This window comes from Gemmatimonadota bacterium (assembly GCA_040388535.1).
GTDB lineage: Bacteria > Gemmatimonadota > Gemmatimonadetes > Gemmatimonadales > GWC2-71-9 > Palsa-1233.
The window spans coordinates 1,139,020-1,163,413 of the sequence record JAZKBR010000002.1; the positions used below are offsets into that span (position 1 = coordinate 1,139,020).

General features: G+C 66.1%; 24 protein-coding genes and 1 pseudogene. 23 read left to right on the plus strand and 2 right to left on the minus strand.

Annotated elements, in window-relative coordinates:
• The first annotated feature begins 107 nt into the window (after nt 1-107).
• The 18 genes and pseudogenes from V4558_08635 to V4558_08720 all read left to right on the plus strand — a co-directional run bounded on the left by V4558_08635 (nt 108) and on the right by V4558_08720 (nt 18,692).
• A complete protein-coding gene (locus tag V4558_08635; GenBank protein MES2305561.1) occupies nt 108-389 on the plus strand; it encodes a hypothetical protein in 282 nt (93 codons plus the stop codon).
• On the plus strand, nt 377-1,084 hold the full coding sequence (locus V4558_08640) for a prepilin-type N-terminal cleavage/methylation domain-containing protein (GenBank protein MES2305562.1): 708 nt from the start codon (nt 377-379) through the stop codon (nt 1,082-1,084). The genes V4558_08635 and V4558_08640 overlap by 13 nt, the downstream gene beginning before the upstream one ends.
• Entirely contained in the window at nt 1,081-1,530 is a 450-nt protein-coding gene (locus V4558_08645; protein ID MES2305563.1) for a hypothetical protein, read from the plus strand. The genes V4558_08640 and V4558_08645 overlap by 4 nt, the downstream gene beginning before the upstream one ends.
• A 185-nt stretch (nt 1,531-1,715) precedes the next feature.
• Complete coding sequence (gene pilM / locus V4558_08650) at nt 1,716-2,759, plus strand: type IV pilus assembly protein PilM (GenBank protein ID MES2305564.1); 1,044 nt, start codon at nt 1,716-1,718, stop codon at nt 2,757-2,759.
• Between the two features lie 13 nt (nt 2,760-2,772).
• Entirely contained in the window at nt 2,773-3,474 is a 702-nt protein-coding gene (locus tag V4558_08655) for a PilN domain-containing protein (GenBank protein MES2305565.1), read from the plus strand.
• A 2-nt stretch (nt 3,475-3,476) separates the two neighbouring features.
• Nucleotides 3,477-4,100: a type 4a pilus biogenesis protein PilO gene (gene pilO / locus V4558_08660; GenBank protein ID MES2305566.1), complete on the plus strand. Its 624-nt coding sequence runs from the start codon at nt 3,477-3,479 to the stop codon at nt 4,098-4,100.
• Nucleotides 4,090-4,626: a hypothetical protein gene (locus tag V4558_08665; protein ID MES2305567.1), complete on the plus strand. Its 537-nt coding sequence runs from the start codon at nt 4,090-4,092 to the stop codon at nt 4,624-4,626. Before pilO ends, V4558_08665 begins: the two co-directional genes overlap by 11 nt.
• The gene (locus V4558_08670; GenBank protein MES2305568.1) at nt 4,623-6,416 is read left to right on the plus strand and encodes a secretin N-terminal domain-containing protein; all 1,794 of its coding nucleotides are present in this window, start codon (nt 4,623-4,625) and stop codon (nt 6,414-6,416) included. The genes V4558_08665 and V4558_08670 overlap by 4 nt, the downstream gene beginning before the upstream one ends.
• A gap of 239 nt (nt 6,417-6,655) precedes the next feature.
• Entirely contained in the window at nt 6,656-7,906 is a 1,251-nt protein-coding gene (gene aroC, locus V4558_08675) for a chorismate synthase (GenBank protein ID MES2305569.1), read from the plus strand.
• A gap of 29 nt (nt 7,907-7,935) precedes the next feature.
• Nucleotides 7,936-8,424, plus strand: a complete 489-nt coding sequence (locus V4558_08680; protein ID MES2305570.1) for a shikimate kinase — start codon at nt 7,936-7,938, stop codon at nt 8,422-8,424.
• Between the two features lie 236 nt (nt 8,425-8,660).
• A pseudogene (gene topA, locus V4558_08685) lies at nt 8,661-11,238 on the plus strand (type I DNA topoisomerase).
• Between the two features lie 7 nt (nt 11,239-11,245).
• A complete protein-coding gene (gene trmFO, locus V4558_08690) occupies nt 11,246-12,556 on the plus strand; it encodes a methylenetetrahydrofolate--tRNA-(uracil(54)-C(5))-methyltransferase (FADH(2)-oxidizing) TrmFO (GenBank protein MES2305571.1) in 1,311 nt (436 codons plus the stop codon).
• Entirely contained in the window at nt 12,538-13,467 is a 930-nt protein-coding gene (locus tag V4558_08695) for a tyrosine recombinase XerC (GenBank protein ID MES2305572.1), read from the plus strand. The genes trmFO and V4558_08695 overlap by 19 nt, the downstream gene beginning before the upstream one ends.
• Before the next feature lie 148 nt (nt 13,468-13,615).
• A complete protein-coding gene (gene hslV / locus V4558_08700; protein MES2305573.1) occupies nt 13,616-14,158 on the plus strand; it encodes an ATP-dependent protease subunit HslV in 543 nt (180 codons plus the stop codon).
• The gene (gene hslU, locus V4558_08705) at nt 14,155-15,549 is read left to right on the plus strand and encodes an ATP-dependent protease ATPase subunit HslU (protein ID MES2305574.1); all 1,395 of its coding nucleotides are present in this window, start codon (nt 14,155-14,157) and stop codon (nt 15,547-15,549) included. The genes hslV and hslU overlap by 4 nt, the downstream gene beginning before the upstream one ends.
• A gap of 259 nt (nt 15,550-15,808) precedes the next feature.
• Entirely contained in the window at nt 15,809-16,456 is a 648-nt protein-coding gene (locus V4558_08710; GenBank protein ID MES2305575.1) for a hypothetical protein, read from the plus strand.
• Between the two features lie 45 nt (nt 16,457-16,501).
• Nucleotides 16,502-17,179 (plus strand): hypothetical protein, encoded by a 678-nt coding sequence (locus V4558_08715; protein ID MES2305576.1) that lies wholly within the window; start codon nt 16,502-16,504, stop codon nt 17,177-17,179.
• Nucleotides 17,180-17,477: 298 nt separating this feature from the next.
• Nucleotides 17,478-18,692, plus strand: a complete 1,215-nt coding sequence (locus tag V4558_08720) for a hypothetical protein (GenBank protein MES2305577.1) — start codon at nt 17,478-17,480, stop codon at nt 18,690-18,692.
• A gap of 10 nt (nt 18,693-18,702) precedes the next feature.
• Here V4558_08720 and V4558_08725 read toward each other — a convergent pair whose 3' ends face one another.
• Complete coding sequence (locus V4558_08725) at nt 18,703-19,269, minus strand: hypothetical protein (GenBank protein MES2305578.1); 567 nt, start codon at nt 19,267-19,269, stop codon at nt 18,703-18,705.
• A 513-nt stretch (nt 19,270-19,782) separates the two neighbouring features.
• On the opposite strand from V4558_08725, the gene V4558_08730 reads away from it, so the two are divergent.
• The 3 genes from V4558_08730 to V4558_08740 all read left to right on the plus strand — a co-directional run bounded on the left by V4558_08730 (nt 19,783) and on the right by V4558_08740 (nt 21,672).
• Complete coding sequence (locus V4558_08730; GenBank protein ID MES2305579.1) at nt 19,783-20,325, plus strand: hypothetical protein; 543 nt, start codon at nt 19,783-19,785, stop codon at nt 20,323-20,325.
• Nucleotides 20,326-20,839: 514 nt separating this feature from the next.
• Nucleotides 20,840-21,181: a hypothetical protein gene (locus V4558_08735; protein ID MES2305580.1), complete on the plus strand. Its 342-nt coding sequence runs from the start codon at nt 20,840-20,842 to the stop codon at nt 21,179-21,181.
• 131 nt (nt 21,182-21,312) lie between these two features.
• Nucleotides 21,313-21,672, plus strand: a complete 360-nt coding sequence (locus V4558_08740) for a hypothetical protein (GenBank protein ID MES2305581.1) — start codon at nt 21,313-21,315, stop codon at nt 21,670-21,672.
• Nucleotides 21,673-21,692: 20 nt separating this feature from the next.
• Here V4558_08740 and V4558_08745 read toward each other — a convergent pair whose 3' ends face one another.
• Complete coding sequence (locus tag V4558_08745) at nt 21,693-22,142, minus strand: hypothetical protein (GenBank protein ID MES2305582.1); 450 nt, start codon at nt 22,140-22,142, stop codon at nt 21,693-21,695.
• A gap of 300 nt (nt 22,143-22,442) precedes the next feature.
• Between V4558_08745 and V4558_08750 the strand changes: the two genes are divergently transcribed.
• A complete protein-coding gene (locus V4558_08750; protein MES2305583.1) occupies nt 22,443-23,561 on the plus strand; it encodes a histidine kinase in 1,119 nt (372 codons plus the stop codon).
• Nucleotides 23,558-24,322, plus strand: coding sequence for a LytTR family DNA-binding domain-containing protein (locus V4558_08755; protein ID MES2305584.1), 765 nt, complete (start codon nt 23,558-23,560; stop codon nt 24,320-24,322). The genes V4558_08750 and V4558_08755 overlap by 4 nt, the downstream gene beginning before the upstream one ends.
• The last annotated feature ends 72 nt before the right edge of the window (nt 24,323-24,394 follow it).

Below are 24,394 nucleotides of genomic sequence, written 5' to 3' on the forward strand. Positions count from 1 at the left end.
CCACGACGAGCCGGTCGCGCACAATGCGCCACCGGCTCGCGTCGTTTTGGTCGCCGTTGCCACCGCACCCTGTGCCATCGTAGCCACTCCCCTCGCCGGAGCGTCTCGTGGTACCTCGCAAAGGGAGTTCGCTGGTCGAACTCGTCGTCGCCCTCCTCCTGCTCGAACTCGCCGGAGCCGCTGCCCTCGCCGCCGCACTCACCGCCGATCGCCTCGGCCGACGTGCGCAGAGTGCCAGCGCTACCGATGCCGATCGCTGGGAGCGCTATCGCGCGGCCGAGACGGCGGCGAGTTGCCGGAATGCGGCGGCACCACGCGCCACGTCGTTGCTGCTCCCCGAGTCAGCCGATCGTGATTCGCTGCGGCTGGTCGTGCGATGCGGTCGCTGACGCGCGCGGGGGTCACGCTGCTCGAGCTGATGCTGGTGCTCGTGGTCGCGGCGATCCTCGCGGCGCTGGTGACCACGGTGGTGGTCGCATCGGCGAAATCAGCGCAGCGTCAGTCGCTCGCCCTCGACGAGCAACGGAGTCTCGCCGCGGTCGCCGCCTGGTCGCGCGCCGACCTGCGCGACGGCGAGCCGGGTGATGTCGCGGTCCCGGCCGCTGATCGCCTGGTCGCGCACCATCCGGTCGGGGCAGGGGCGCCCTGTCGGGTGAGCGGCGCGGAGCTCTATATCAGTCGCGCCAGCTGGCGCGCGACTCGTGACCCGGAGCCAGGCCGCGACGAACTCTGGCTCCTCACCAGCGCGACCACCCCCGCGTGGGATGAGCCGCCCTTCGTTGCTGTCGGCACCTCGACCTGCCCCGACGGTAGCGCGGCTTTGCACCTCACTCTGGGCGTCGCCGTCGCACCGGTCCTCCTGGTCCGGGCCGTCGAGCCGGTCCAATTGCGACTCTACCGCTCGGGTTCTCGCTGGTGGGTCGGGATGGCCCCGGCCGACGGTTCCTCACCGGTGCAGCCGATCGCCGGGCCGTTCGATCCGGCGGGGTCGCGCTTCGCGATGGACAGCGGCGGAGTGCACATCTTCGTGCAGCCCGCCGCGCGCCGTGCCGCCGAGTTCTTCGCGCCCCTGCCGCCGCCGTGACCAGAACCCAGCCACCCACCGCCACCCGGCGTGACTGCGGTTTCGCACTGGCGCTCGCCCTCCTCGCCGTGATCCTCCTTGGCGGTTTCGCGGCCGTCGCCCTGGTCGCGGCGAGCGCGCGGCTCCGGCTCGCCGGCGATCTGCGCATCGCCATCGAGGGCGACCTGCAGGCAGCCAGCGCCCTCGCCGAACGGCGAGTGAATGCCGATTCCGTGCTGGTTGCGCTGACTGATGGCGACCGGATCGACTTCGGCACAGCCGCCGTCGGCAGCGGCTGGTGGGCGCACAGCATCGCGTGGCGCACGGGAACCTTGGTGCAATTGTCGACCGAGGTGACCCTGCGGAACGACCGCCTGCAGCTGGTCGGTGCGCGTCGCGCGACCCTGCTTATCGGCGTCGTCGCCGCCGATACTCTCCGGGTGTCAGGGTATCGCTCCCGCTATTGATGTAGCCGTGGCACGGGGAGTGCTAACCTGATGACTGTCTGCCGGGGGTAACAGCCCGGTTCCGTGCCGGGGGCGGTTGGCGTAAGTGGCCCTCGGACAACGGGTTGAAATAGGGTACCTCGCTTGACCTCTCGGTCGGGGCGGCGATACCTTACAGCAACCCTCCTCGCACAATCCGGGCTCCTATGGCGCTCTTCCCCCGCGCGCGATCGACGGTCGGTCTCGACATCGGCAGCGGATTCATCAAGGTTGCGGTGGTGAACCACAGTTCGGGGCATCCTGTCCTCGAGCGGGTCGCCATCCAGGCCGTAGCCGACGACGCCATCGTCGAAGGCGAAGTGATGGATCCCACCCTGGTGGCCCACGCCGTCCGTGATCTGCTCGCTCGCCTCCAGATCAAGACTCGCGATGTGGTCGTGGCCGTCGGTGGCCGTGACGTGATCATCAAGAAGATCACGATGGATCGGATGAAAGAAGCGGAGGCCCGCGAGGTCATCCGCTGGGAAGCCGATCAGCACGTCCCCTTCGATCCCGAAAACGTCGAACTCGACTTCCAGATTCTCGATCCCGACGCCGATGGCCTGCAGATGCAGGTCCTCCTGGTCGCCGCGAAGCGGGAACTGGTCGAGTCCAAGCTGGCGCTCCTGGCCGAAATCGGCCTCGATGCCAGCGTGATCGATGTCGAAGCGTTCGCCCTCCACAACGCCTTCGAGGTGAACTACCCCGAAGCGATGCGCGGCGTGGTCGCCCTGGCCAACATCGGTCACGAGACCACCACGGTGAACCTGCTCGAAGACGGCGTCCCGGTCCTCACCCGCGATCTCGCGGTCGGTGTCCGGCGGCTCCGCGAAGACCTCCAGCGTGAACGCGGACTCGCGGCCGATGCCGCCGATCGCGTGGTGCGTGGCTCCGATCTCGATCCCGCGCTGGCCCCGCACGTCGCCGCCCGCGGCGAGGAAATGGCCCTCGGCATCGAACGCGCGGCCGCCTTCCTCCAGACCTCGAATCGCCCGGTCGGCGCACTCGCGCGACTCTACCTCACCGGTGGCGGTTCGCGCGTGCCCGGCCTCGCCGGGGTGCTCGCCGATCGTCTCCGCGTGCCGGTCACCCAGGCCCATCCGCTTGAGCGGCTCGATGCATCACCCGATGCTTTCGGGGAACTCAAGGTCGATGAGATTGCTCCGCTGCTGATGCTCCCAGTCGGACTCGCCCTGCGGTCGGCGGCGTGAGGAGGCCTACGCGATGATTACAATCAACCTCCGGCCCGGTGCGCGGCGTCAGACGAAGAGCGGTCCCGCCTTCGCCGGCCTCGGTGCCCGGATCGTCGTCATCACCTCCAAGGTGAAGGAACCCTGGCTCGCCGCCGCGCTCACCGCGTGGGTCGGCGTCGTCATCTTCCTCGGCGCGGTCTACATCTCCACCGCGACCAAGCTCTCGACGCTGGAGCCGCAGCTCGATGCGGCCCGCACCGAGTATTCGCGCTACACCGACTTCGTGAAGCAGAAGCGGCGCGAAGAGAATGTCCGCGACTCGATTCTGGCCCAGATCGGCACCATCACGAGTGTCGACCAGGAGCGCTACACCTGGCCGCACATTCTCGATGACATCGGCTCGGCGCTCCCCGATTTCACCTGGCTGACCGAAGTCTCGATGCTGGCGCCTGCCGGTGCCGGCGCCAACAACGCCGCTGCCGCCGTCGAAACCGGAGTCGTTGCGCCGGTGAACCTGCGCATCATCGGTCGCACCAGCGACCTCCAGAACTACACCGCCTTCCTGCGGCGGCTCGAAGAAAGCCCGTGGCTTACCAACGTCCTCCCGGTCGAAGCGAAGACGGTGGTCGAAGGCAACCGCGCGCTCACGTCATTCATCATCCAGGCCTCGTATACCCGGGCCGACCCGGCGCACATCCGCACTGTGCCCGTCATTGAATCGGTGGTGAGGTAACCATGGCGGACATGTCCAAGTCCACGCCGGTGATGCTCACCGTGATTGCCCTCCTGGTGGGCTACGTTGGCTACACCGGTGCCGGCATCGACCAGCTCGGAGTGAAGGGGTTGCAGTCGCGGCAGCAGCGCGTCGTGCTCCTCACCGATACGCTCACCCGGCTCACCGCCGAGATCGACACCGCCAAGCGTGACCTGGCGCACGGTTCGGTCGAGGATCTGCGCAAGCGGGTCGAGGCCTACAAGGCGTCGCTCGGCGTGCTGCGCACCCTGGTGCCGGAGCAGCGCGAGGTCAACAACCTCCTCGACGATATCCAGATTCGCGCGAAGGTCCGCGGCGTGACGTTCTCCGGCTTCGCGCCGGTCGCGCCCGAGCCCGGCCCCGCGCCGTACGACACCTACACCTACAAGCTCTCGGTCATCGGGCACTACCATCAGGTGGGCCAGTTCCTCACCGACATCGCCTCACTCCGCCGGATCATCGTGCCGGGTGAAGTCGCGATCGGTGCGGCCAACCAGGCGCAGGCGCGCGCCCTCGGCGACACCACGGCGATGATCGAAGCCCGCTTCTCGATCAAGACCTACGTGAAGGCCCGTCAGCTGGAGGACTCCACCAATGCGCCGTGAGTCTCTCGCCGCGCTCGCGTTCGTGGCACTCGTCGGCTGCGGTGGCGGCAAGCCCGCGCTGTCGCCTGCCGATTCGCTGGCCGCACTCAAGTCCGATTCGGCGATGGCTGCCGGTGCCGCACGCCGCAAGGCCGCGACCAACGCCCAGGCCGCCAAGATGAGCAAGCTCGCGATCGATACTGTTGCCGCAGCCGGTGGCCGTCCGCTGCTGCGTGAGACCTATTCCTACGAAGGTGCAGCACGCGACCCGTTCCGCTCGGTGCTCGCCACCGCGCAGCGCGGCCCCGAGCTGCCCGACCTCAAGCTCACGGCCATCATGTACGACACCAGGGACCCGGGAAACAGTGTTGCCATCTTCCGGGATATTGGCAGTAACCGCCGCTATGACGTGCACCCCGGCCAGCGCCTTGGTCGGATCTATGTGGCCAGTGTGACTCGCAAGGATGTCACGCTGCGCCTGGACGACTTCGGCACCGTCCGTGAACAGACCTACTCGCTCCGTAAGGCGGAGGACGAGACGCCATGATGACCCGATCACTCTCCTGGATGCTGGTGCCGATGTTCCTTGGCACGCCAGCCGCCACACTGCGCCCTGCTCCCGAAGCGCAAGTCACCGCGATGTCGCTCACGAGTAGCGGCGGTACCGCCCGACTCGCGATCGCCGTCACCGGCAAGGTCACGGTCAAGGACGTGGTCTACCACGATCCCGATCGCCTCGTGCTCGACCTCGAGGGCGCGACGCTCGCCGACCTCACCGGCTACGATGGCCGCCAGCGCGGCATCGTGACCTCGGTGCGTCAGCGGCAGCATCTGCCGAACGTCGTCCGCGTGGTGCTCGAATTCGATCGCCTGCCCGAGTTCCAGATCGATCGCTCGACGCCGGGGATCGTGACCGTCGCGTTCGCCGACTCGCCGTTCGACACCTGGTCGGCCAGCAATGGCGGCGCCAAGGCGATCGCCTCCGACGTGCGTGCCCCGGAACCGCGGGCGCAGGAAGCGCGTGCCGAGGCCTCGACGGCTCCCTCGCGGAACGGCCTCCGGGTCGGTCCGATGGCACCGCGTGCCGACGATCCACGGATCTCGGTCACCTACGACAAGACGCCGATCGAGGACGTGATCTACTCGTTCGCCAAGGCCGGCAAGCGCTCCATCGTGACCGGCAAGGGAATCAGCGGCACCGTCTCGATGACGCTCGAAGACCAGACCTGGTCGGATGCGTTCGAAGCCTTCCTCGCAACCCAGGGCCTCTCGGCCGTGGTGATGAAGGGCGGCATCATTCGCGTCGACGCCCCGGGTGAACTCTCGCGCCTCGACTCGATCGAAGTGCTGGAGACGCGCCAGGTGCGCCTGAACTACGCCAAGGCCGGCGAAATGGCGAAGTCGGTCGAAGGGATGATCACGAAGAATCGTGGCAAGATCATTCCCGACACCTCGAGCAACTCGCTGATCATCACCGATTCGCGCACGCGCATCGAGAACATCGTCGACTTCGTGCACTCGCTCGACATCCGCACGCCGACCGTGTCGATCCAGGCGAAGCTGATCTTCGTTGACCGGACCGACCTGCAGCAGCTCGGCCTCAAGTACGACATCGGTACCGGCCAGCAGTTCAACAACAAGCTGATCCAGCGGACTGACCCGAGCACCGGCCAGCCCTACAATCCGAACACCAACATCGTGAACCTCGGTGGTAATGCGGTCTCCGGCATCTCCAACGCCGACGCACTCATCTCCGGTTCGGCGCTCGACCTGGTGTTCAGCACGGCGATCGGCGGCTTCTCGGTGACCTCCTTCCTCTCCGCACTGGAGCGGGTCGAACTCACCGACGTGCAGGCCGTGCCGATCATCAACACGCTCGACAATCGCAAGGCGAACATTCTCTCCGGCGAAGAAACGCCGGTGCGAGTCATCGACGCCTCGTCGTTCGGCCAGGTCAACCAGGCGCCGCGCGCCAACGTGACCTTCAAGGAGACCGGCATCAAGCTGGTCGCCACGCCGCACGTGACCAACAACCGCCAGATCCTGCTCGATCTCGAAGTCGAGCGCTCCTCCATTCAGGCGCTGGCCGCAGTCGACCTCGGCTTCACCATCCCGAAGCAGCGGGCCGAGAACCACCTGCTGGTCAATGACGGCGAAACCGCAGTCATCGGCGGCCTCACGGTCACCACCGTGACCCGCAACCGCTCAGGGATCCCGCTGCTCTCGTCGCTGCCGTTCGTCGGCAACCTCTTCTCCTTCACGGAGAATCGCGAGAATCGCAAGGACCTCATCATCCTCGTGATGCCGCGGATCCTCGACGACCCGACGCCTCCGTGATTTCAACGGACCGCGACTGAAGTCGCGGCTCGGCACAACGATGCGGGCGCCCGACGAAAGTCGGGCGCCTCGCATTTTATGGGCGGGCGTACATATTGGGATGGTAGCATCGCGATCCCGAGCTCGTGGCTAAAGCCACGGCTCGGCAATCAGGCGGCTAAAGCCGCGGAAATATTTGTGCGGCTTCAGCCGCGGCAGCCGAGCCGCGGCTTCAGCCGCGAGCGCGCGAGGAGAACGCAATGCCGTTCCGTTTCACCACAGCCGGCGAATCACACGGCAAAGGCCTCGTCGTCATCGTCGAGGGTCTCCCTGCCGGTATCCCCATCGGCGCCGAAGCGATCGACAAGGATCTCGGCCGACGGATGCAGGGCTACGGCCGCGGCGCCCGGATGAAGATCGAACAGGATCGCATTGAGTGGCTCGCCGGTGTGCGCGCTGGCGAAACACTCGGCTCTCCCATCGCGATGCTGATTCACAATCGCGACTGGGCCAACTGGGAAGATGTGATGGCGGCCGAAGGCGCCGGTGAGCTGCGCCGTCGTCGCGTGACACGCCCGCGCCCCGGTCACGCGGATCTGGTGGGCGTGCTCAAATACGATCGCCTCGATGCGCGCGACATCCTCGAACGCGCTTCTGCTCGTGAAACCGCGGCGCGCGTCGCGGCCGGCGCCGTGGCACGGCGCTTCCTCGCCGAAATGGGGATCGAGATCGGCTCGCACCTCGTGTCGCTCGGCGGCATTCGTGCGCAGCTCCCTGCCGTCTTGCCGACGCCACTCAATGACGCCAGCGACGCCTCGGCCGTGCGCACGCTCGACCCCGCCGCCGAAGCAGCGATGATCACCCGCATCGACCAGGCGAAGAAGGATGGCGACACACTCGGTGGCGAGATGGAAGTCATCGCGCGTGGCATTCCCGTCGGGCTCGGCAGTCACGTGAGCTGGGATCGCAAACTCGATGGTCGCCTCGCCGGAATGCTGATGTCGATCCCCGCCGTGAAGGGCGTCGAGATCGGGATGGGCTTCGAAGCCGCGCGCAGGCCGGGGTCCGCCGTGCACGATCCTATTGTGACGGGGAGCGACGGCGCAGGGGCGCAGCAAGCCGCGCCCCTACACGACCCGCGCGCCGGGTTCCGTCGTGTTGGCAACAATGCTGGAGGTCTGGAAGGTGGCATGACCACCGGCGAGCCCCTCGTCGTCCGCGTCGCGATGAAGCCGATCGCGACGCTGATGTCGCCGCTCAAGACCGTGAATCTTGCGACCGGTGCGGAAGCGAATGCGCAGAGCGAACGTTCCGATGTCACCGCGGTGCCGGCGATGGGTGTGATTGCGGAAGCGTTGGTGGCGCTCGTGCTGGCCGAGGCGATGATGGAAAAGTTCGGCGGCGATTCACTCGCCGAGACACGGCGCAATCGCGACAGCTATCTCGCGGCGGCGGGGCAGCGCTGGGCAGTGATCCAGGCCGACGCAGAGCCGGCGGCGGAGGAAGGCTGAGCGGCCCGCGACCGATTGTCCTGATCGGCTTGCCCGGCGCGGGGAAGACCACCGTGGCCGAACGCGCGGCGACGATTCTGGGCGCCGGGTGGCACGATCTCGACTCCTCGATCGTCACCACGGCCGGGAAGAGCGTGAAGGAGATCTTCGCCGACCAGGGAGAGCCGCATTTCCGGGCGCTCGAACGGGCGGCGATGGACCTGGCGCTTGAGACAACGCAGATCATCGCGGCCGGGGGCGGCTGGGCGGCGGAACCGGGGAACCTCGAGTCGGTTGAGACCCGGGCGCTGATCGTCTATCTGTCGCTGCCGGCCGAGGTGGCCGCAGCCCGGCTCGCCGGCTCTACCGATCGCCCGCTCCTCTCCGATGCTCCTCTCGAGGCGCGGCTGACGGAGCTCCTCGCGGCCCGGGAGAAGTATTACCGGCTCGCCGGGGTCGAAATCGCGGTCGGCTCCCTTTCGCCGGAGCGCGCCGCCGTCGCGGTGGCCGCTGCCGCGAAGCACTACGGCGGCTGGTAAAGCGTTACCCGGAAACGACTTCCGTTTTCCTGAGCAGTGCGGCGGTGCCGCGGCGGGGTTTTTCGCCCCCTTCCCAAAGTGGGGCTCGCGCTACCTTATTCGCCGCAGACGAGGGCGCAGCCCCTCCTATATATGAGAGCGTGATGGCGACTACCACGAAGAAGAAGGCCGCGGCGTCCAAGTCCCCCCGCACCCGAGCGTCGGCAACGTCGCAGGGCGGGGGCCTCGGCACGTCGCTGGTCATCGTGGAGTCGCCCACCAAGGCGCGCACCATCCGCGCCTTCCTCCCCGACGGCTTCACCGTGGCAGCCTCGATGGGCCACATCCGCGACCTCCCCGGCGACGCCAAGGAAATTCCGGCGAAGTACAAGGGCGAGGAGTGGGCCCGCTTCGGCGTCGATGTTGCCAACGACTTCGCGCCGCTCTACATCGTGCCGAGCGACAAGAAGTCGGTCGTGAAGGAACTGAAGGAACTGCTCAAGGGCGTCGACACCCTCTACCTCGCGACCGACGAAGACCGCGAGGGTGAGAGCATCTCCTGGCATCTGCTCGAAGTGCTGCAGCCGAAGGTCACCGTCAAGCGGATGGTCTTCCACGAAATCACCAAGGAAGCGATTCGCGAGGCGCTGCTGCACACGCGCGATGTCGACAACGACATGGTGCGCGCGCAGGAAGCGCGACGCATCCTTGATCGCCTCGTGGGCTACACGCTCTCGCCGCTGCTCTGGAAGAAGGTCGCCTTCGGGTTGAGTGCTGGCCGAGTGCAGAGTGTGGCGACGCGCCTCGTGGTCGATCGCGAGCGCGAGCGGATGGCGTTCCGCACCGGTTCCTACTGGGATCTCTCGGCGACCCTCGCGCACGCAGGGGCCGAGTTCGAAGCGGGGATGGTCGCCCTCGACGGCAAGCGCCTCGCGACCGGCAAGGACTTCGACGAGAACACCGGCAAGGTCGCCGCCGACAAGGACGTGCTACTGCTCGACGAGACCACCGCGCGCAAGCTGGTCGATACCCTGCAGGGCGCGCCGTGGAAGATCACCAGCGTCGAAGAGTCGCCGCGCACCATGCGGCCCTACGCGCCGTTCACGACCTCGACGCTGCAGCAGGAAGCCAACCGCAAGCTCCGCTACAGCGCGAAGCAGACGATGCAGACGGCGCAGAAGCTCTACGAGCGCGGCTACATCACCTACATGCGTACCGACTCGGTGTCGCTCTCCGATCAGGCGATCACCGCGTCGCGTGAACTCGTCGGCCGGCTCTACGGCGCCGAGTATCTCCCGGACTCGCCGCGTCGCTACGCCAACAAGGTCGCCAACGCGCAGGAAGCACACGAGGCGATTCGTCCCGCGGGCTCGCACTTCCGTACGCCAGAAGAGACCGACCTCGAGGGCAACGAACTCGCCCTCTACGACCTGATCTGGAAGCGCACCGTCGCGTCGCAGATGAAGGACGCGAAGAAGACCTCGACCACCGCCGAAATCGCGGTGATGAACGCGACCTTCCGTGCCAGCGGCTTGCGCACCGATTTCGCCGGCTTCCTTCGCGCCTACGTCGAAGGCTCCGACGACCCGGAAGCGGCGCTCGAAGATCGCGACACACCGCTGCCGCCGCTGAAGAGTGGCGACACGCCGAAGTGTTCCGCGCTCGAACCGGTTGGCCACGAGACCAAGCCGCCCGCGCGCTTCACCGAAGCGTCGCTGGTGAAGGCGCTCGAAGAGAACGGCGTCGGTCGTCCGTCAACGTACGCGTCCATCATCGGCACCATCGTCGATCGCGGCTATGTCGTGCGCCAGGGCCAGGCTCTGGTCCCCACGTTCACGGCCTTCGCGGTCACCGACCTGCTGATTCGCCACTTCGGCCACCTGGTCGACGTGGAGTTCACCAAGGGAATGGAAGACCGCCTCGACGAGATCTCCGAAGGGCAGCGCGATATGCTCGCCTACCTCAAGGAGTTCTACCTTGGTGAGGAAGGCCTCCAGCAGCAGACCGCCAATGGCGAGCGCGACATCAAGCCGAACGAGGCGCGTCAGGTCGCCATCGACGGCCTCGGCGCCACCGTGCGCATCGGTCGCTTCGGGCCGTATGTCGAGCGCGAAGGTGATGAGCCGCTACGCGCCTCGCTCCCGAAGGATGCCACGCCCGCCGATCTCGATCCGGAGCGCGTCGAAGCATTGCTCCGTCAGCGCGCCGAAGGGCCCGCGTCGGTCGGCACCCATCCGGAGAGTGGCGAAGCGATCTACGTGCTCGATGGCCAATACGGCCCGTACGTGCAGCTCGGTCAGCAGGAAGAGGGAAGCAAGGTCAAGCCGAAGCGCTCGTCTCTCCCCAAGGGTGTGAAGCCCGATGCGGTGACACTCGAGATGGCGATCGGCCTGCTCTCGTTGCCGCGCCTCCTCGGTGAGCATCCCGAGAGCAAGCGCCCGGTGAAGGCCGGCCTCGGTCGCTTCGGTCCGTACATCCTGCACGATCTCGGCAAGGGTGAAGTCGAGTTCCGCTCGCTCAAGGCCGGTGATGATGTGCTCACCGTGCAACTCGATCGCGCGGTGGCATTGCTCGCGGAGCCGAAGGCCGCACGTCGCGGGCGCGGCGCGAATGCCACGCCGCTGCGCGAGATCGGCGCGCATCCGTCCGATGGCAAGCCGGTGCAGCTCTTCGATGGCAAGTATGGTCCGTACGTGAAGCACGGCGAGCTCAACGCCTCGGTCCCTAAGGGAACTGATCCGATGACCTTCCCGCTCGAGTCGGCCGTCGCACTGCTCGCCGACAAGGGGAAGGCGCCCAAGGCGAAGCGGGGCGCAGCGGGCAAGCGGCGCTCCGTCACATCGTGAGCGGCACCACCCGCCACGCCACGGTGGTTGGCGGCGGACTCGCAGGATCCGAAGCCGCCTGGGCGCTCGCCGAGCGCGGCATCAGCGTCACGCTGGTCGAGATGCGCCCGGTTGTGAAGACCCAGGCGCACCAGACCGACCGGATCGGCGAACTCGTCTGCAGCAACTCCTTCAAGTCAGTCGAACTCGAGAACGCGCACGGGCTGCTCAAGGCCGAGCTGCGTGACTTGGGCTCCATCCTGCTGCCGATCGCCGATCTCGCCCGCGTGCCGGGTGGTGCGGCGCTCGCCGTCGATCGCGAAGTCTTCTCCACGCTCGTCAACGAGAAGATCCAGTCGCATCCGCTGATCACCATCGCGCGTGAAGAGTCGGTCGCGCTGCCATCGCCGGGCATCGTCGCCACCGGCCCGCTGACGAGCGACGCGCTCGCCGCTGCGATCGCCGAGCGCCTCGGCACCGGCGCCCTCGCCTTCTACGATGCCATCGCGCCGATCATGAGTGCCGAATCGCTCGACATGGACGTGCTCTACGCCAAGTCGCGCTGGGGCAAGGGCGACGGCGATGACTATCTCAACGCGCCGATGGACAAGGAGCAGTACGAGGCCTTCATCGACGCCCTCACTGCGGCCGATCAGTTCCACGGCCACGAGTTCGATGCGGTGCCGTACTTCGAAGGGTGCCTGCCGGTGGAGGAGATGGCGAAGCGTGGCCGCGAGACGCTGCGCTTCGGCCCGATGAAGCCGATCGGCCTGCATCACCCGGTGACGAACCTCGAGCCCTACGCGGCCGTGCAGCTCCGCCGCGAAGACAAGGCCGCGCAGATGTGGAACCTCGTCGGCTTCCAGACCCGCTTGCGCATTCCCGAACAGATTCGCGTGCTGCGGAGCATTCCGGGATTGGCCAACGCCGAGTTCCTGCGCTACGGCTCCATCCATCGCAACTCGTACATCAACTCGCCCGGATCGCTGGGGCCATCGTTGCAGGCACGCGATGGCGCGCCGCTCTTCTTCGCGGGGCAGCTGACTGGTGTGGAGGGGTACACCGAGTCGCTCGGCACCGGCCTCCTCGCGGGAATCAACCTCGCGCGAGTGATGAATGGCGAAGCAGTGGTGGCGCCACCGCCGACCACGATGCTCGGCGCGCTGTTGCGCTACTTGCGCGAGGCCGACCCGAAGCACTTCCAGCCGATGAATGCGAACTTCGGCCTGGTGGAGCCGCTCGAGGGGCGCGTCAAGAAGGATCAGAAGAAGGCGTTGCTGGTGGAGCGCGCACGGCGCGATTTCGCGGCGTGGCGAGCAACGGTGTGACGCGCGAGCGGATCACCGAATTCCTCACCCACCTCGAGAAGGCGCGCGACAACTCGCCCCACACCATCTCGGCCTATCGCCGCGACCTCGACGCCTTCGCCGACTTTCTCGACCGGCGGCACGGTGGCGCCACCTGGAGCTTCACCACCGTCGACCGACTCGCGCTGCGCGGCTTCCTCGCCGAGATGGATCGGCGCGGGCTGGCGAAGCGGAGCGCGGCGCGGACGTTGTCGGCGGTGCGGTCGTTCTACAAGTGGCTGCACGTGCATCACGACGTCGATATCCCGGCAATCCGCGCGGCGCGGTTGCCGCGACTCGAAAAGCGTCTGCCGACCTACCTCCTCACCGAGCAGGTCACGGCGCTTTTCAAGGTCGCCGAGGGGCTCGCCGAGACGGGAGAGGTCGATGCGATGCGCGACCTCGCGATGCTGGAGCTCTTCTATTCGTCGGGGCTCCGTCTCTCGGAATTGCGGATGCTCGACGTCGGCAACCTCGATCTGCTGAGTGACCAGGTGAAGGTGCTGGGGAAGGGGCGGAAGGAGCGGATCGTCCCGGTGGGGACCCGGGCGTCGATTGCGCTCCGGAAGTACCTTCAGGCGAGGGAGCCGCTGGCGGGGCTGCCGGGGGCCGAGCGGCGGGCGGTCTTCATTGGCCGTCGCGGCAAGCGGCTCAGTGCGGTCACCGTCCAGCGACGGATGCACAAGCTCTACGATGCCATTGGCGCCAAGGAGATGCGCACCCACTCGATGCGCCACACCTTCGCGACGCACCTGCTCGATGCCGGAGCAGATTTGCGGGCGGTGCAGGAGCTGTTGGGGCATGCATCGTTGAGCACGACGCAGATCTACACGCATACGAGTGTCGAGCGGCTGAAGCAGGTGTATCGGGATGCGCATCCGAGGGCGAAGTAACCGATTCATCGTGATGCCCGGGCCGAGACCGGTGGTGCCGCGCTTGCGCGGCACCGGTCTCTCCGAATAATCGAAGCTCTGGCTCCCCGTTTCGCGAGCACCGGTGCCGCGCAAGCGCGGCACCACCATCGAACGAGGCAGGATCGCAATGAGCGTTGAATTCCACGGCACCACCATCCTCGCCGTCCGCAAGAACGGCCGCGTCGCCCTCGGCGGCGACGGCCAGGTCAGCATCGGCGACACCATCATGAAGTCGCAGGCGACCAAGGTGCGCGCGCTCAAGGGCGGTCGCATCCTCGCCGGCTTCGCCGGGTCGGTTGCCGATGCGCTGACACTCTTCGAGCGCTTTGAGGAAAAGTTCGATCGCTACCCCGGCAACCTCACGCGGGCCGCGACCGAACTCGCGAAGGACTGGCGTGGCGATCGCTACCTGCGCCGGCTCGAGGCGCTGCTGATCGTCGCCGACATCGATCACGTCTTCCTGCTCAGCGGCACCGGCGAGCTGATCGAGCCCGATGATGGCGTGCTGGGCATTGGCTCCGGCGGCACCTTCGCACTCGCTGCCGCGCGCGCGTTGCTGCCCGATGAGCGCCTCAGTGCCAAGGAGATCGTCCAGCGTTCGCTCGAGATCGCTGCCGACATCTGCGTCTACACCAATCGTCACCTGACCGTGCTGGAGTTGCCCGCTTGACCACGCCTGTTGCTGCGCCCGATGCCACCGATCCGAACGCCCCGCGCCCCTGGCTCGAGGAGCTCCCGCCGCGCCAGATCGTCAGCGAGCTTGATCGCTACATCGTAGGGCAGGCGGCCGCGAAGAAGGCGATTGCCATCGCGATCCGCAATCGCTGGCGCCGCGGTCAGGCACCCGAAGGAATTCGCGACGAGATCACGCCGAGCAACATCATCCTGATCGGCCCGACCGGTGTCGGCAAGACCGAAATCGCCCGGCGGCTCGCGCGTCTCGCGGGCGCGCCGTTCATCAAGGTCGAGGCATCGAAGTTCACCGAGGTCGGTTACGTCGGTCGCGATGTCGAGTCGATGGTGCGCGACCTCGTCGACGCTGCGATCTCGCTGGTCCGGCTCGAGCGCGAGGATGAAGTCTGGCCGCAGGCCGAAGAGCGCACCATCGAGCGACTGCTCGACCTGCTCCTCCCGGCTGCCGATGGCGATCCGGAAGATGAAGCGCTCAAGAAGCGTCAGGCGGCGTCGCGCGAGAAGCTCAAGGTGATGCTCGCCGAAGGGAAGCTCGACGAGCGCGAGGTCGAGGTCGAGGTCACGCCGCAGAATTATCCCAACACCGATGCGATGCGTGCGCCTGAGGGAATGGACTCACCCGAGAGTTCCTTCACCGACTGGCTGATGGACATGCTGCCGAAGAAGCCGAAGCGTCGCACGGTGAAGGTGCCCGATGCGCGGCGGCTGCTCGAAGACGAGGAGCTGCGCAAGCTCGTCGATATGGACGAGACCGTGAACGAGGCGCTCGACCGGGTCGAGAACCACGGCATCATCTTCATCGACGAGATCGACAAGATCGCCGGCGAGAAGAGCACCACCGGCCCGGATGTCTCACGCGAGGGCGTGCAGCGCGACCTGTTGCCGATCGTCGAAGGCTCCACGGTGCAGACGCGTTATGGTCACGTGCGCACGGATCACATTCTCTTCGTCGCGGCGGGCGCATTTCATGTCAGCAAGCCGAGCGACCTGATTCCGGAATTGCAGGGTCGTTTCCCGATCCGGGTGGAACTCGAGCCGCTGACCGAGGGTGACTTTGTCAGGATCCTGACCGAGCCCGAGAATGCGCTCACCAAGCAGTACGAGGCGCTGGTCGCGGCCGAGGGGTGCAAGCTTGTTTTCGGAGCAGATGCGGTCGCCGAGATTGCCAGGACGGCGTGGATCGCGAACGACCGGATGGAAAATATTGGCGCCCGGCGGCTGCACACGGTGATGAGTACGCTGCTCGAGGATATTCTCTTTGACTTGCCCGATGGCAAGACCAAGGAGCTCACGCTCGACGCGGCGGCGGTCAAGGAGCGGCTGGCGAGAGTCGTCCAGGATGACGATTTGAGGCGCTATATCTTGTAACGATGGGCGATGGGCGATGGGCGATGGGGGAGTTGTCACCCTGAGCGAAGCGAGGGGGCGAAGCTCACCCGAGGATTGTCACCCTGAGCGAAGTGAGAGGGCGAAGCTCACCCGAGGATTGTCACCCTGAGCGCAGCGAGGGGGCGGAGTGTGGAGCCGACGCGATGCCTTGCCCCCTCACTTCGTTCAGGGTGACACCCCCGGAACCAAAGCCCAACGCTAGTCGTATATTGCCAACACTCGATTTCCGGATCTCCTGATGTCTCACGCACGACGCGATTTCCTGGGCAAACTGGTGGCCGGCAGCGCGCTCGCGGCCACCGGTGGCGCCTTTGCCCCGCTCTCGGCCTCGGCCCCGCCGGAACAGAAGCTCACCCCCGTGAGCACCGACTGGGACATGTCCTGGACCGACCGCGTCAACGGCAAGATACGCGCAGTCTTCGACATCCCGCAGGTCGGCGAAGAGATGGCCTTTTCTCGCGCGACCGGCTGGCGCTCCGACGCGATGGCAGTCTACGGCATCAAGGCCGAAGAGGCCTCACTGGTGATGGTCTTCCGGCATATGGCGATTCCGCTGGTGATGAACGACGCCTACTGGGAGCGGTTCAAGATTGGCGAGGAACTCAAGATGGGGCAGGGGCGCGACAGCGGCGCCTACTACACCACCAATCCGATCGGCACCGCGAACTTCGCATCGTTCCTCGCGAGTGGTGGCGTGGTGCTCGGCTGCAATCGCGCCTTCTCGATGGTTGTGGCGAAGTTCCGCCGGGCCGACAACTCCACGCGCGACGAAGCGACGGCCGCGGCAAAGCAGTTCCTCATTCCCGGCGTGATCCTGCAACCGACCGGCTTGTTTGCTGTGGTTGCGGCGCAGCAGGCCGGATGCGGGTATGTCAGCACGACCTGATGGACGCAACATGACCTGTTTTCTTTTCCACTTCGAGGAGTCACCATGAACGTCTCGCGCATTGCCCTGATGGCTGCCATCGCCTTTGCCGCGGTGTCGCCGCTCGGCGCACAGGATCACGACCCGACGACGGCCGTGAAGGGAACCGGTCTTCCGGCCGGCTGGATGGTTCGCTTCGACCCCGCGTACCCGGGTCGTCCGACGCCGACGGTGGCCGACGTGAATTTCCGCGTGATGGGCCCGGGCTTCCATCACACCTCTGGTCCGGCCGGCATCTACTACAAGGAAGCCGACGCCTCCAAGGGCAACTACACCGTCAGCGCCACCTTCGGGCAGCGGAAGAGCTCGCAGCACGAAGCGTACGGCCTCTTCATCGGCGGCAAGGACCTCCAGACCGCCACGCAGAACTATCTCTACTTCATCGTGAAGCCGGTCGACGGCACCTTCCTGATCAACCATCGCACCTCTGATGGCAAGCCGAAGTCGGTCGTCGCCTACACCGCCTCCGACGCGATCAACAAGGACTCGCCGACCGACGGCTCCGCGACCAACAAGCTCTCGATCAAGGTCTCGGGCGATGTCGTGAGCTTCATGGTCAACGACAAGGAAGTGAAGTCGCTGAAGAAGTCGGAGCTCGATGGCGCAAGCACCGATGGCCTGGTCGGGATGCGGCTGAATCACAACCTCGATCTGCACATCGCCGATTTCGGGGTGAAGCACTAAGCCTGGTGGCTGTCACCCTGAGCGAAGCGAGGGGGCGGAGTTCTCCTAAAAGGCTGTCATCCTGAGTTGGGAAGGGCTGTCACCCTGAGCGAAGCGAGGGGGCGGAGCCAAGTGCGGAAACGTTGCTCCGCCCCCTCACTTCGTTCAGGGTGACAGCTCGCGGGGCCTCCGAAGTCGAATGGGCAGGACAATCGAGTAAACGCACGAACCAGCCGCCCCCCCCGCCAGGAGGGCGGCTGGTTCGTATCCACGTTAGCTTCAATCAGCAGGCCACAGGCACCCCCTTCCTGAGCGCCGAATGCACTTCCCGCCGATACCGCGCACACACCATCTCACGGCGCTCTGCTGCATTGCCTTCGGCGTGATGCGATTGCCTGCCCAACTCGCCGGCCCGCCGCTCCACTACACCGAATCCCTCCGCCTCGACGGCACACAACATTCCTTCGTCCCGATCAGTCAGATCGCCGTCGCGCGCGACGGCACCATGGCCGTGTGGCAGATGCAGGATTTCAAGGTCCTCCTCTTCACCGCCGAAGGGCGCCCGATCGGCTCCTTCGGAAAAGGTGGCGAAGGCCCCGGCGAGTTTCGCGTGGTCGGTGCGAGTGGCTGGGTCGGCGACACGCTGTGGATTCTCGATGCTCGACTCCATCGCACCACACTGCTCACACCACGTGGTGAGCTGGTTCGCACCTGGACCTGGCCCCCGTCGCTCTACCTCCCCGGACCCAATCCACAAAATCTCCCGGACGCGCTCGGTGGCATTGCTCCCGGCGCGATCTTTTCCGACGGCAGTTTCGTACCGCTCCCCGGCATCAGGCTCCCAGCTCGGCGAGCGGCGCCCTCGACCACCACTCCATCTGATTCGGAAAATGTGGTGCGTGTCTCCGCTCGGGGCGAGTTGAAGGGAGTGCTCGCCCGGATCCCCGTCCTGCGGACACCCGCCACGTGCGTGCAGAGCTGGCAGGCGGGGGCAGTGAGCGGTGCGATCGCCGCACCCTTCTGCGCCGCACCAACCAAGGCGTTCTCCCCCGATGGTGCGCGGATCCTGTTCGTGAGGCAGCGCAACGAGACCGGGAAGACAGGTACGTTCAACCTGCTCGTCCTCTCCACGCGAGGCGAGACGCTGCTGCATCGAGACATCGCCTATGTCCCGCAACGGATCAGCGACTCCGCCTGGAAGGCCGAGGAGGCCGGGCGGCTTTTCGATCCGCGCCTCGGTCCACCCCCCAAGGCCTACCGTGATGCGAGGAAGCGCGTCGAACGCCTCGCTACCTATCCACCTGTCCGCCGAGCCATTCTGGGCCGCGATGGCAGCATCTGGCTCGAACTCTTCGGCGAGTCGCCTGGGCACCGGTGGGCGACGATCGACCCGAAGGATGGCCACGTCATCGGCGTCCTCGACGTGCCGGCGAACGTGACCATCCGCACTGTCGCGCGCGACATGCTCTGGGCCAGCTCGGTCGACGAAGATGATGTGCCGAGCGTCGTGGTGCTGAAGGTGAGCGGGGGGTGAGAGGTCGTCGCTACGGACCGCCGATCGGCTGCCTGGCCTCGATCCAGGTATCTCCGGCCAGAACCGAAGCGCTCCTGGCGAGTGCGTCGCGTGACACACTCCCGTTGAAGTATGCGGTAATCGCGACTGGACGGATGAATACCGTGCCGGTCTCACTGAACTGAGGCTGGATACACGAAGCGTCCGATCCCGCAGTTCCACGAGGGCTCTTCAGCGTGACCCTGACGGCGAGTCCGAGGCCCCGCTGCTGAAGCGCCAAGTGCGACCGCCGAAGCCTGTCAATTCGAGCAGGGACAACTTCGTCGATGAGCTCCGACCAGCGGGCTCGCTCGTCGCGGACGGCACAGGTGTAGGTCGACTCTCTGTCCAGGAGCAGCAGGTATTCTGTGCCGCTGCCGTTCACGATGGCGACGCTATCGAAGTGGATCACTGGCTGAAGCAGCTTCACCAGCTGCATACGATCCTCTGCAGAGACCAGGTTCGATGTCTCTCCGAATATCCGATTCGAGATGGCCTGGTGGTTCTCCTCGAGAACCTTCGTCGTATCCGCTGCAGGCGAGAGCACAAGGCGAAGCACGCGGCTGGCCTCCGCCGCAGGAGCAACTAGTTGAATGCGGCCATGGTGCTCCGTCTTGAACCGAATCGATATCGTTCCGCGTGCCGGATCCTTGACCGCGGACTCAACGGTCGCCGGTTCGCTCAGGACATAGCCGGTGCCCATCCAGCGCTTGCTCCCATTCACAATGGCACTGCCATCGGGGGCGAGTTGGAGAAACGCGGTGGAAAACTGTTCCCCATCGCTCGCTCGCACGGGGAAGGGCGCGAAGAGAGCCGGGGGAATGCGAAGGGCGTACCCTGAGCCAGGAACAAGGGATGGACCATTCGCCTGGGCGGATGCTTGCCCGACGTATGCGGCAAGCGCGGCAAAAGCGATTGTCAGGCAGGCTGGCGGCATCTTTCGCATGCTTCACCAATGAGTGGTCGCCCGGTTAAATCAGGAAGCGCCAGGTGGCGCGTACCGCTAGAACAAAGTTAGCCGAGGGGCTAGCTTCCTCGGGCAGGCCACAGGCACCCCCTTCCTGAGCGCCGATTGAACTCTCCGCGTTCCAGTCTCGCTGCACTCCTCCTCGTCCTCGCCCCGAGCGTCGCTGCCGCGCAAGCGCCCCTGCGTCTTGAAGTCGCGGCTGGCGCCGACCTCCTGGGAGATGATGCACCTGGCTCGCCGTTCGGTGCCTACCTCGCCGCCGGCGTCCGGCGCCGCGTCGGTGCCTCTCCATGGGAGCTGAGTGCGGCCGTGGTGCACATCGGTCGCAACTCGCGTTCGGCGGCGACCCGGAATCACATCGGAATGACGGGTGGTCGGCTCTCCTTCGGCTTCGCTATGGTGCGGGGAGTCTGGTCGTTGTACAGCAACTTTGGCATCGGTGGCTATGGCGTCACTTCGCGGACGCAGAGCCCCGGTCTGCCGGATGACCGGGACAGTGGCAGCGTCCTCGGCATCGACGCAGTCGTCGGTTTGCGGCGAGGAGTCGCGACCCACGAACTCGCCCTGGAGACGCGTCTGGTCCAGATGCAGGGTCCGCTGGATACCAGATCGAATACGTTGATTGTTGCGGGGGTGGTGACGTGGTGAGAAATGCAGGCAGAACACTTGCCAGAGCGGTCGTACTGTGTGTGGTTGTCGCATTGCTCTCCGCAGAGCGGGTAGAGGCGCAGCGCGCATCCCAGGTGCGGGCCGGGATGTCGGCACGGCACACTGAAGCGGCCGCACTTCCTGTCGTCCGCTCTGAATCTCGGCAGTCGTACTGGTTCACTGGAGCAATGATCGGGGGGAGCCTGCTCGCGATCCCGCTTTTCCTACATGAGTTGGAGGTAGACACCTCCGTCGGGCGAAAACTTCAGGTGACGATCATGGGCTTCCTGTTCGGCATGATCCCTGGTGCGTTCATCGGGTCGCTCTTTCACAAGGAGTAGCGCCGAGGCAAGCCGCCTTATCGCTCCTCCAACTCGAGCACACGGGGCCACGGGGTCGCGCATTATTTCTTCACTGATCGCCTCGTTCTCGAGCGAGTCGTCGGAGGGATCGACGGCGCCTGCCTGCCGCGCGGTCCGCGGCCGTCCACGCGAGCGAAGCAAGGAGAATGACGATGAGCCGTTTCGGACTGCTGTTGGCGCTTGTGCTTGTCGGGGCGGCGACGGTTACGCCACTGCAGGCCCAACGCCCCGCACCCGTCGGCCTCGTCGCACCACGCCGTCCGCCCGTCGCGTTGACCAGGGAATTCGCCGTCGCGCACGGATCGGGAAAGGCGACCGCGCGTCCTGTCATCATCGCCTACGCCATCGGTGTTGCGCTGGTCGGCGCCATCGCCTTCAGTCCACACGAGGGAAGTCCCCACACCCTCGGTGAGAAGTTGGTGCTCACGTTTCTCGGCGGGGCGGGAGTGGCGATACCAATTACCGTCATCGCGATTCTGTTAGGGGCGCGGTAGCAATGCGCAACTCCGTGCTTTCCGCGCTCGGTACTGCATTCCTGCTCGCCTGCGCTCGCACTATGGCCCCGACTTCGGGCGCGCGCCCCGCGGACCCTCCCTCACGACTCTCCGAAAGGGGTGCCATTTTCGTGGAGGTCTACCGGCACGACCTGGACACCCTGCGCTACGCGAAAGTCGTGATCGACAGCGCCTCACTGCGACGAGTCGCCGGAATGGAGGATGCCGACCTTATCGCGATTGGTACGGCATTGGCCGGCCGCGGCGCCCTCGGTGTCGCCGGTAGCGGGTGCACCGAGTCCGGGCCGTGTACAGGAATGAAGGTGGCAACCTGGGAAGGGAAGGAGGAGTGGACCACGGTGAGGCTGTTCTGGACAAACATGACGCCGAAGTGCACGCCATCCACAGAGACGACGTCAATTCTTCGTCGCCACCTCGGCGTGACCAGGGCGCGTTCGAGGGTAGTACTGACCTACGAGTGCGAGCAATGAGGAGGACACACGCACCCCTGTCAGGCCGATAGCCCCAACACCTCCCCCCGCCGCACCAACCCGATCGCCGCCACGCTCGAATCGGCCCCGAGTCCGATGAACCACACTGCCGCCCACAGCAACGTCTCAAGTTCGAGCGGTGCGCCGAGTAGCAATCGTATTCCACCGAACAACGGCACGAACGCGACCGCCGCGACCGACCCCAGGATCTTCACCAGCTTGCGCGAACGTTTCTCGCTGCCGTTGCGCGCAAACACCAATGTGAAGAGGTAACCGGCCATCGTGCCCACGGTCGCGGCGACGACGCCCTGGCCCAGAATGAATACGGGGCCGAATTTGCCGAGGGTGTCATTCTCGAGGAAGAACTTCAGCAGCGTGTAGAACGCCATGGCGGTGCCGAGGATTCCCCAGCTCACGCCCCAGGTGAAGGCGATGCTGGAGGCGGCGCGAAGGAAGCGGCGGAAGGGCATGGGGATCTCCTACGAGAGGAGGGCGGCGGTGGTGCCGCCGGGTCTGTCGCCCTGAGCGCAGCGAGGGGGCAAGGCATCGGTACGGCTCCAGACTCCGCCCCCTCGCTTCGCTCAGGGTGACAACCTTTGATCAGCGCTCCGCCCCCTCGCTTCGCTCAGGGTGACAACCTTTGATCTGCGCTCCGCCCCCTCGCTGCGCTCAGGGTGACTGCTCTCCCCTCTCCCGGCCCTCACCCCACCCCCACGGCACTCATCCCACCCCCACACCCTCCCCGCCGCGTCCTGCCCTACTTTTCCCCGATGACCGCCGCCCCGCGACCACGCCTGATCTCGCCCCAGCTGGGCGCCGCGATCTGGATCGGACTCGCCGCCGTCTTCACGGTGTCAGGGATCGGCCTCTACGCCGTGAAAGGCTCCCCCGTGAGGCCCGATCAGATCTTCTGGTGGATGGGCGCCGAGTTTCTGCTCTATGGCCTCGCCTCACCGCTGGTCTTTGCGGTGCTGCGCACCACGCCACTCGATCGCGCCTCGCTGCCGAAATCCCTGCCACGGCTCTTCATCACCTGGCTCGTTTTTCATTGCGCGGTGCAACTGGGCTATGTGCTGCTCGAACGCACCTTTCTGTTCGGCGACTTCACCGGCGCCATGGCCTTCCCGCGCCACATCCTGATGTTCCTCCTCAAGAAGGCAGCATTCACCGCCGTCGTCTTCTCGGGGATGGCCCTCGTCCAGCACCTCGGCGATCTCTACAGCCAGGCCCGCGATCGCGAACGCCGCGCCGCGCAGCTCCGCGCCGATCTCGCGCAGAGCAGGCTGCAGGCGCTCCGCGGTCAGCTCCATCCGCACTTTCTGTTCAACACGCTCAACACCATCGCCGCCCTGGTGCATAGCGACCCCGATGGCGCCGAACGGGTGACCTCACGCCTCGGCGACCTGCTGCGCGAGACATTGCAGGACGACGGCGAAACCGAAGTGCCGTTGCGCCGAGAACTCACCTTCCTCGAACGCTACGCCGAGATCCAGCAGACCCGCTTCGCCGATCGCCTCTCGGTCGAGGTCGATGTACCGGCTGATGCCCTCGATGCCCTGGTGCCGTCGCTGATTCTGCAGCCACTCGTCGAGAACGCCATTCGCCACGGCATCGAGCCGCGCGCCGCGAAAGGCACTGTGCGCGTGACCGCACGCCGCAACGGCGACCGCCTCGAACTCGAGGTGCATGATGACGGCGTCGGCATCGGGCCCGACGGCTGCAATGGCCACGACACCAGCGGTTGCGGCGTAGGCCTGCGCAACACGCGAATGCGCCTGCAGGAACTCTACGGCGAAGGAAAGAGCGCCTTCTCGATCGGCCCCGCCGAAGGTGGCGGCACCGTCGCCCGCGTCTCGTTGCCGTGGAACAGCACCGGGAGCGAGGCGTGACTGCACTCCGCGCGCTCATCATCGACGACGAACCCCACGCCCGTGCCCGCATCCGCGAGCTGCTCGAACGCGAAGCCGATATCGTGATTGTGGGTGAAGCCGGCGACGGCGACGAGGCCGTGCGCCAGATCGTGCTGCACGCGCCTGATGTCGTCTTCCTCGATGTCCAGATGCCCGAACGCGATGGCTTCGCCGTCCTCGCGGCGCTCGAGGTGCCGCCACCCGTGGTGGTCTTCACCACCGCGTACGACGACTACGCCCTCCGCGCCTTCGAAGTCCACGCGCTCGACTATCTGCTCAAGCCGTTCGATCGCGATCGCTTTGCCCAATGCGTCGAGCGCGCTCGTCAGGCCCTCGCCCGACTCGGCGGCGCCACCGATCAGCGACTCACCGCACTGGTGGAAGAGCTGCGCACCGGCTCGCGCTACCTCACGCGCATCGCGGTCCGCAGTGGTGGCAAGATCCGGATCGTGGTCGCGGCCGAAGTCGATTACGTGGAGGCCTCGGGCAACTACGTCCGCCTCCACAGCAAGGGGAGCTCGCACCTGCTGCGCGAGACGATGGCGCGAGTCGAGAGCCAGCTCGATCCGGCGCAGTTCGCCCGCATTCATCGCTCGGCGATCATCAACCTCGATCGCATCGCCGAACTCGAGCCCGACCTCCACGGCGACTACACCGTGAAGCTCCTCGACGGCCGCAAGCTCCCGCTCTCCCGCTCCTACCGCGATCGCCTCAAGGGCCGCCTCGGCCCGGAGTTCTGATCGCGAAAACCCGGGATTCATCCCGTCGTGCCGCCACTCGCCCCATCGCCCGCAACTCCCCACACTGCCGCC